Annotated in this window: 1 protein-coding gene; it reads right to left on the bottom strand. The window is 68.8% G+C overall.

The features are described from left to right. Positions 1-115: 115 nt before the first annotated feature. Positions 116-507, bottom strand: a 392-nt coding sequence (locus ABD323_RS45685) for a multicopper oxidase domain-containing protein (RefSeq protein WP_344447808.1), incomplete at its 5' end; no start/stop codon positions are given.

Genomic DNA, 507 nt, shown 5'->3' with positions numbered 1-507 from the left:
CCGACGACGAGCCCGACGACGAGGAGGAACCAGCGGCGCCGCGCCACTGAGACCTTCTGGAAGTCGAATTTCCGCCCGGCCAGGGATTCCCTGGCCGGGCTTCGGACTGTACGGGTCAGTGTTCGTGGTGCATGCCGCCGTGGCCCATGCCCGGGTCGAGCGCCATCACGGCGGCCGGGGAGACGGTGAAGGGCCGCATCATGCCGTCGTCCTCGTGGTCGAGGATGTGGCAGTGGTACATGAACTTGCCGGTCGCCCCGGTGAACTGGCCCGCCACCCGGACGAGTTCGCGCGGCGAGACGGTGACGGTGTCCTTCCAGCCCTGGTCGGCGGGGTCGATCGGGTTCTGGGCGTCCCAGCCGACCGGTTTGCCGATCGGGGTGCCGCCGCTCACCGGGTCGAAGCCGGTGACGTCGACGGTGGCCCGGGTGAGGATCTGGAACTGGATCAGGTGGATGTGCACCGGGTGCAGGGCCAGCTGCGCCAGGTTGATGATGGTCCACTGCT

Source organism: Kitasatospora nipponensis, from assembly GCF_039528135.1.
In the GTDB taxonomy this organism is placed as follows: Bacteria; Actinomycetota; Actinomycetes; order Streptomycetales; family Streptomycetaceae; genus Kitasatospora; species Kitasatospora nipponensis.
The sequence above is the reverse complement of the archived record's forward strand: the minus strand, read 5'-3'. Positions and strand labels throughout refer to the sequence as shown.